This window comes from Streptomyces sp. 13-12-16 (assembly GCF_002114215.1).
In the GTDB taxonomy this organism is placed as follows: Bacteria; Actinomycetota; Actinomycetes; order Streptomycetales; family Streptomycetaceae; genus Streptomyces.
Window position 1 is genome coordinate 15,179 of record NZ_NCTE01000811.1, and the last position, 6,747, is coordinate 21,925.

The 6,747-nt window shown below is 73.4% G+C and carries 6 protein-coding genes; 3 read left to right on the plus strand and 3 right to left on the minus strand.

All coding sequences use genetic code 11. The annotated features are described in order from the left end of the window. Both B7767_RS29470 and B7767_RS29475 read right to left on the minus strand, forming a co-directional pair. A partial coding sequence (locus B7767_RS29470) for a cation-translocating P-type ATPase (RefSeq protein WP_143652690.1) occupies positions 1-1,155 on the minus strand: 1,155 nt, incomplete at its 3' end. Positions 1,156-1,241: 86 nt separating this feature from the next. Continuing rightward, positions 1,242-1,520 (minus strand): heavy-metal-associated domain-containing protein, encoded by a 279-nt coding sequence (locus tag B7767_RS29475; protein WP_085574817.1) that lies wholly within the window; start codon positions 1,518-1,520, stop codon positions 1,242-1,244. A gap of 199 nt (positions 1,521-1,719) precedes the next feature. On the opposite strand from B7767_RS29475, the gene B7767_RS29480 reads away from it, so the two are divergent. Continuing rightward, positions 1,720-2,676, plus strand: coding sequence for a hypothetical protein (locus B7767_RS29480; protein ID WP_085574818.1), 957 nt, complete (start codon positions 1,720-1,722; stop codon positions 2,674-2,676). Between the two features lie 162 nt (positions 2,677-2,838). Here B7767_RS29480 and B7767_RS29485 read toward each other — a convergent pair whose 3' ends face one another. Continuing rightward, positions 2,839-4,779, minus strand: coding sequence for a GAF domain-containing protein (locus B7767_RS29485; RefSeq protein ID WP_256923615.1), 1,941 nt, complete (start codon positions 4,777-4,779; stop codon positions 2,839-2,841). Positions 4,780-5,118: 339 nt separating this feature from the next. Between B7767_RS29485 and B7767_RS29490 the strand changes: the two genes are divergently transcribed. Both B7767_RS29490 and B7767_RS29495 read left to right on the plus strand, forming a co-directional pair. Then, positions 5,119-5,838, plus strand: coding sequence for a methyltransferase (locus B7767_RS29490; protein WP_256923616.1), 720 nt, complete (start codon positions 5,119-5,121; stop codon positions 5,836-5,838). A 10-nt stretch (positions 5,839-5,848) separates the two neighbouring features. Further along, entirely contained in the window at positions 5,849-6,694 is an 846-nt protein-coding gene (locus tag B7767_RS29495; RefSeq protein WP_085574820.1) for a hypothetical protein, read from the plus strand. The last annotated feature ends 53 nt before the right edge of the window (positions 6,695-6,747 follow it).

A 6,747-nucleotide genomic window follows, 5' to 3' on the forward strand; every position in this document is an offset into this window, starting at 1 on the left:
CGTCAGGCCCGCGCCGTTGCCGAGCCAGAAGCCCAGGGTGCCCAGCGCCAGGGCGATGACGACGGGCACGAAGACCCCGGAGATGCGGTCGGCGAGCCGCTGGGCGGCGGCCTTGCCGTTCTGCGCGTCCTCGACCAGCTTCGCCATCCGCGCGAGCTGGGTGTCCGCGCCGACCCGCGTCGCCTCGACCACCAGCCGGCCGCCCGCGTTCACGGTCGCACCGGTGACCGCGTCCCCGACGCCGACCTCGACCGGCACCGACTCGCCGGTGAGCATCGACGCGTCGACGGCCGAGGTGCCCTCGACGACCGTGCCGTCGGTCGCGATCTTCTCGCCCGGACGGACCAGGAAACGGTCCCCGGCCCTCAGTTCCCCGACCGGGACCTGCTCCTCGCGGCCTCCGCGCAGCACGGTGACGTCCTTGGCGCCCAGCTCCAGCAGGGCCTTCAGCGCGGCCCCGGCCTTGCGCTTGGAGCGGGCCTCGAAGTAGCGGCCGGCGAGGATGAAGGCGGTCACCCCGGCGGCGGCCTCCAGGTAGATGTTCCCGGCGCCGTCGCTGCGGGCGATGGTCAGCTCGAAGGGGTGGGTCATGCCGGGCGTGCCGGCGGTGCCGAAGAACAAAGCCCACAGCGACCACAGGAACGCCGCCGACGTGCCGACCGAGATCAGCGTGTCCATGGTGGCCGCGCCGTGCCGGGCGTTGGTGAGGGCGGCCTTGTGGAACGGCCAGGCGGCGTACGTCACCACGGGTGCCGCCAGCGTCAGCGACAGCCACTGCCAGTACTCGAACTGCAGCGCCGGCACCATCGCCATCGCGATGACGGGGACGGCCAGCAGTACGGCGGTGACCAGCCGCTCCCGCAGCGGCCGGAGCTCGTCGGCGGGCTCGGCGCCCTCCGTGCCGGGCTCGGGCCCGGTGCGCACCGGCTCGGGTTCGCGGGCGGTGTACCCGGTCGCCTCGACCGTGGCGATCAGCTCCGGGACGGACACGTCACCGCTGTAGTGGACCTTGGCCTTCTCCGTCGCGTAGTTGACGGTGGCGGTGACCCCGTCCATCCGGTTGAGCTTCTTCTCGATCCGGGCGGCGCACGAGGCGCAGGTCATGCCGCCGATGGCGAGTTCGACCTCGGCTGTGTCGGGGACCGTGGTGGCCATTGCTGCTCCTCGGGCTGATCAGGACGGAGGGAAAGTACGGAGGAGGGGCCGGGCCCTCGGGCGGGCCCGGCCGGGGTGCGGGCCCTTCAGGCCGCGCGGCCGGTGAGCTCGTAGCCGGCGTCGTCGACGACCTCGGCCAGCAGCGCGTCGTCGGGTTCACCCGCCGTGGTGACGGTGACCCGGCCGGCCGCGAGGTCGACGTCGACCGCCAGGACACCGTCCAGGGCGCCGATCTCCTTGGTGAGCGTGGCCTTGCAGTGCCCGCAGGTCATTCCGGAGACGTCGTAGACGGTGGCGGTGCCCTCGGCCGCCGTGGCGGTGGCGGTGCCGGTGGAGCAGCTGCCGTCAGGGGTGCAGCAGGACATGGTTCCTCCTGGACGAGATGGGACGGGACGGGGTGACGGCGTACCCCCGGGGAGTACCGCCGACGCCAGTCATGTATACCCCCCAGGGGTATGTTTGGCAAACATCGACGCCCCCGCTTGCCTATACCCCCCAGGGGTATATAGTCGGAGTTCAGTCCAGCAGAAGCGGCGACACGACACCCGCACGAGAGGGCACGTCATGAACACCGGTATGAGGATCACTGCTTTCGCCGCCGCGCTCGCGGCCACCTTCGGCACCGCCTACGGCGTCGGCGCGGCGGTCGACCCCGCCGCGCCGGACCAGGAGCCCGCGGCCCACGCGGAACACGAGAGCCCGGCGCCCTCCGGCGACGGCGGACACGCGGACGCGACCCCCGCGGGCCTGCAGATCTCCCAGGCGGGATACACCCTGGACCTCGGGACACCCCGCGTGACCGCGGGAGAGAAGAGCGAACTCCGCTTCACCGTCCGCGACCGGGACGGCCGGCAGGTGACCTCCTACCGGCGCGAGCACGGCAAGGAGCTCCACCTCGTCCTCGCCTCGCGCGACCTGGTCACCTACCGGCACCTGCACCCCACCCGGGCGGCCGACGGCACCTGGAGCACCCCCGTCGACCTGCCCGCCGCCGGCACCTACCGGATCTTCGCCGACTTCACCCCGGCCACCGAAGGCGCCGGCGGCCTCACCCTGGGCGCGGACCTCGCCGTCTCCGGCACCTACCGGGCACCGGCCCTGCCCGAACCCGCCGCCACCGCCTCGATCGACGGCTACACCGTCGCGCTCCGCGGTGACCTGCGCCCCGGCAAGGCCTCCGAACTGACCCTGAGCGTCAGCCGCGACGGCCGCCCGGTCACCGACCTGGAGCCCTACCTCGGCGCATACGGCCACCTGGTCGCCCTGCGCTCCGGTGACCTCGCCTACCTCCACGTCCACCCGAACGGCGAACCCGGCGACGGCACCACCGCACCCGGCCCCGACGTCTCCTTCACCGCCACCGCGCCCACCCCCGGGACGTACCGCCTCTTCCTCGACTTCCAGCACGACGGCACCGTCCGCACCGCGGCCTTCACCGTCCGCACCGGGGAGACCGCCCCCGCCGGCACACCGGAGCCGACGGCCGGCGAGGAGCACGGCGACGACGACCACCGGCACTGACTCCACGGGAAGGCGGACGGGAGACCGGTGGCCGGTTTCCCGGTGCGGGGCCCCGGTCGCCCGTGTGCCGGACGTCCGTCCGGTCGTTGCGGACCGTACCCGTCGGCGTGATCCCGGAGCTCGGCACGGCCGGAGGCCGCAGCGGGCGTCGCGGGCCGGGGGTCAGGGCAGTTCGTCGTGCGGGAGGACCGTGTGGTTGCGCACCGTGTGGCGGGTGCGGCGCAGGCGGAGGGCCAGTTGGACCTCTACGGCCTGGAGGGGTTCCTGCCAGCCGGGGCCGAGCAGGTCGGTGATGCGTTCCAGGCGGCGGGAGACGGTGTTCGGGTGGACGTGCAGGCTCTCCGCGGCACGGCTCGGTGAGCCGCCGGAGGTGAAGTACGCCTCCAGGGTCCGGGTCAGTTCGGTGGCCTGCCGTTCGTCGTACTCCAGGACCGGGCCGATGGTGCCCGCGATGAACGCCGAGGTGTCCGGGGTGTCCGCGAGCAGCAGGCCGAGGAAGCCGAGCTCGCGCAGGGAGGCGGTACCGCCCGTGCCGCCGAGGGCGGTGAGCGCGTCGAGGCAGCGCCGGGCCTCGGCGTAGGTGCGGTGGATGGCTCCGGGGTGCGCGACCGGGCCCGCCGAGCCGACCGTCACCGGGTGGCCGATGACCGCGTTCAGCGTGTCGGAGGCGTGCCGCGCGGCGGTGGACGGGTCGGTGCCGGGCAGTACCAGGACGAGACAGCCGTCGGCGGTGGTCTTCAGGCCGGCGTGGCGGTGGACGTAGGAGGAGGCCCAGACCAGGACCCTGCCCTGGGGGCCGCCTTCGGGACGGACCACCAGCACGACGTGCGGTTCGTCCAGTGCGACACCCAGCCGGCGGGCGCGTAACGCGAGTTGTTCGGGCGCGCGCGGGGAGTCGCCGAGCAGTTCGCGCAGCAGCTCGTCGCGGCCCGCGCCCTCGGCCGCCGCCGCGGAGGCCTGGATCCGCAGCAGTACGGCCGTGGACTGGGCGGCGGCCTCCAGCAGCCGCACCCGGTCGGGGGCGGGCCAGGGGCCGGGGGCGAGGACCAGGGTGCCCAGGATCTCCTTGCCCGCGATGGCCGGGCACAGCCACAGGCCGCCGGAGGAGCGGATCGGGGACCGCTCGGCGTGCACGTCCAGGGTGCGCTGGAACAGCTCGGACTCGTCGACCTCGGGGAACCCCTCCGACACCATCAGGGTGGAGCCGACGGCGTCGCGCACCATGAGGGGGCTGCCGAGTTCGGCGGCGGCGTGGGCGACCAGTTCCTCCAGTTCGCAGCCGTGCAGCACCAGGTCGATCAGCCGGGAGTGGACCCGGTTCAGCCGCCGGGCCGCGGAGGAGGAGCCGAGGGCCCGGGAGGTGTCCCGCTCCAGCTCGCTTATCTCGTCGTGCGCCTGGGTCAGCAGCCGGGCCTTCTTGATGGCCAGGGCGGCCAGGTCTCCCAGGGACGACATCAGGGTGATCTCGTCCGGGGTGAAGTGGCGCACCCCGCGGTCGGCGACGTACAGCGCGCCGACGACGGAGTGCCCCTCCTTCAGCGGCACCGCCATCAGGGCGTGCAGCCCCTCCTCCCGCACCACTTCGTCGATGGCCGAGTCGTGCTCGAACCGCCGGTCGGCGAGGTAGTCGGGGGTCCAGAACGGCGCGGAGCGGATCGCCGCCGCGTTGCCCACCCCGCCGATCGACGGCACCGCGAAGCCGACGGTGATGCTGCTGGCGTGCCCGTCGGCGCTCACCACGTAGGAGCGGCCGTCGGCCCGGTCGGTGAGGCTCACCCAGGCCATGTCGAAGCCCAGCAGCAGCCGGGCGCGCCGGGCGATGACCCGGAGCAGGGCGTCCACGTCGTAGGGGAGCGTGAGTTCGCGGGCGGTGTCCACGAGCGCCGACAGGCCCGCCTCGCGCTGCTGGCGGCGGGCGAACAGGCCGTGGATGTCCAGCGCGAGCCCGGCGGCCCGGTCGAGCACGGCCACCGCCTCGGTGGACGCGCCGGCGACCCGCGCCTGTTCCGTGAGGCCGTCGAACCGCTGCGGTGGCGCCTCCATGGCCAGCAGCTCGAGCAGCCTGAGCAACCCGTCGGAGACCAGATGGTCCGCGTCCGCCACCCTCACTCACCCCCCAAGCGCGCCCGGGAGAAGACGCGAGTGTCTACAAACGGGCCCTGGTGAACCTAAATTGTGCGCGCCACCACCGTCAACAATGGCGGGAACGGGGTCGTCCGCCCCGCTCCACCGCCCGGTCGCAGCAGGTCACCGGGGTGACGGGTGGTCCAGGCACCGCGTCGGTGCGCAAGGTGGTTGTCCGAACACCTTATGTGTACGACCCCCGTTGGACAGCATCGTCGTACGGCCGCCGCTCGGGGGCAGCCGCGACAGTTCCGTATCGACAGGGGGAACCGAGTGTCGTACGACCACAGTGACGCGTCGCCGATCTTGGAGCGGGACGTGTCCGCGTCCGACGGGCAGGAGCGGTTACGGAGCTTCGAACGCTCCCTGGAGCGCAGCCGCCGGTCGCTGCACCGCGGTGACCGGCCGAAGGAGTTCACCCTCGCGGGACGCGACTGGGACCTGGTGGACGAGGTGTTCGCGCCGGTCTACTCGCCGTCGACCGAGGTGGCGCTGGAGTTCCTGGGTCTCACGGGGAACGCGGAGGGCGGTCAGGGGGGTTCGTTCCTGGAGATCGGCTGCGGGGCCGGCGTGGCGGCGGTGCTCGCCGCGCTGGCGGGCCGCTCCCCGGTGGTGGCGGCGGACATCAATCCGCGCGCGGTGGAGAACACCACGACCAACGCCGACCGGCACGGGGCGCGGGTGCGCGCCGTGCACAGCGACCTGTTCTCTGCGCTCGGCGACGAGCGGTTCGACACGATCTTCTGGAGCTCCAACTACGTACGGGCGCCGCAGGACTACCTCTACCGCTCGCTGCACGAGTACGCCTATGTCGACCCCGGGTACCGCGCGCACCACCGCTATCTGCTGCAGGCCCCGGAGCGGCTCGCTCCGGGCGGGGTGGCGCTGCTGCACTTCAGCAGCCGCGGCGACGTGGCGGAGCTGCACCGGATCGCCGGGGTGTGCGGGCGCGAGCTGCGCACGGCGCGGTCGACGACCGTACTGGAGGGCGAGTACGGGGACGACCTCGTCGAGCACCTGCTGCTGGAGATCCACTGAGGAGGAGGCGATGTCACTCTCCGGGTACGACGCCTACCGCGAGGAGCTCACCGCCCTCGCCGCGCACGACGGTCGCGTGGTGTGCCTCGCGGCGACGCCCGTCGGAGCGGGTCATCCCTTCGAACTGGCCCACCCGGACCGCTTCTTCGGGCTGCCGCGTGCCGCCTCCGCCATGGTGGACGTGGTGTCGGGGCTGGTCACCGCCGGCTTCCGGCCGTTCGTCTGCACCGGCCCCGCGCGCGCCGGCCTCGGTACGGCGGGCAGCCTCGGACTGCTCACCCGCTATCTGGAGGCGGGCGCCACGGTGGTGACACCGTACGCCGGTTTCCTGGAGGACTATCCGGTGCTGCGGCGGCTGACGGGGGTGACGCTGGCGGTGCCCTGCGGTGACGCCGAGACGCGGGCGGTGGTGCGGGAGGCGGCCGGTGCGGACCGGCCGTTCCACATCCGGGTGGGGACCGTCGTACGGCCGTACCGGTCGCGGGGGGATCTGGTGGCCGGGGCTCCGGTTCCGGTCGTGAGCTGGGAGTCCACGGGGGTGTGCGAGGAGTCGGTGTGCCTGGTGTCGGTCGGGGAGGACGGGACGCGGCTGGCGCGGGGGGCTCGGGGGGCGGCGCCGTGGCTGGCGCACGCGCACCTGGTGTACCTGGACGATGTGCGGCTGCGGCGGGCCGCGGGGGAACTGGGGCGGCGGAGGCGGCGGTTCGTCGTCACGGGGGCGCGGCACGGGGTCGACGGGGTCACGGAGACGTTGGCCCGGCTGCTTCCCGGGTGTGAGGTGATCGCGGGGCCGCGTGAGGGTGATGCGGTGGCGGCGGTGCTGGCGGAGGTTCGGCGGTTGAAGGAACCTGCGTAGTGCGGCTTGCGGTGTGGCTGCGTTGTGCGGCTGTGCTGTGGGTGGGCGGGGGG

Excerpts from the sequence above, each read along its gene's own strand:
- B7767_RS29475 (WP_085574817.1), bottom strand. The coding sequence starts at position 1,520 with ATGTCCTGCTGCACCCCTGACGGCAGCTGCTCCACCGGCACCGCCACC.
- B7767_RS29480 (WP_085574818.1), top strand. The coding sequence starts at position 1,720 with ATGAACACCGGTATGAGGATCACTGCTTTCGCCGCCGCGCTCGCGGCC.
- B7767_RS29495 (WP_085574820.1), top strand. The coding sequence starts at position 5,849 with ATGTCACTCTCCGGGTACGACGCCTACCGCGAGGAGCTCACCGCCCTC.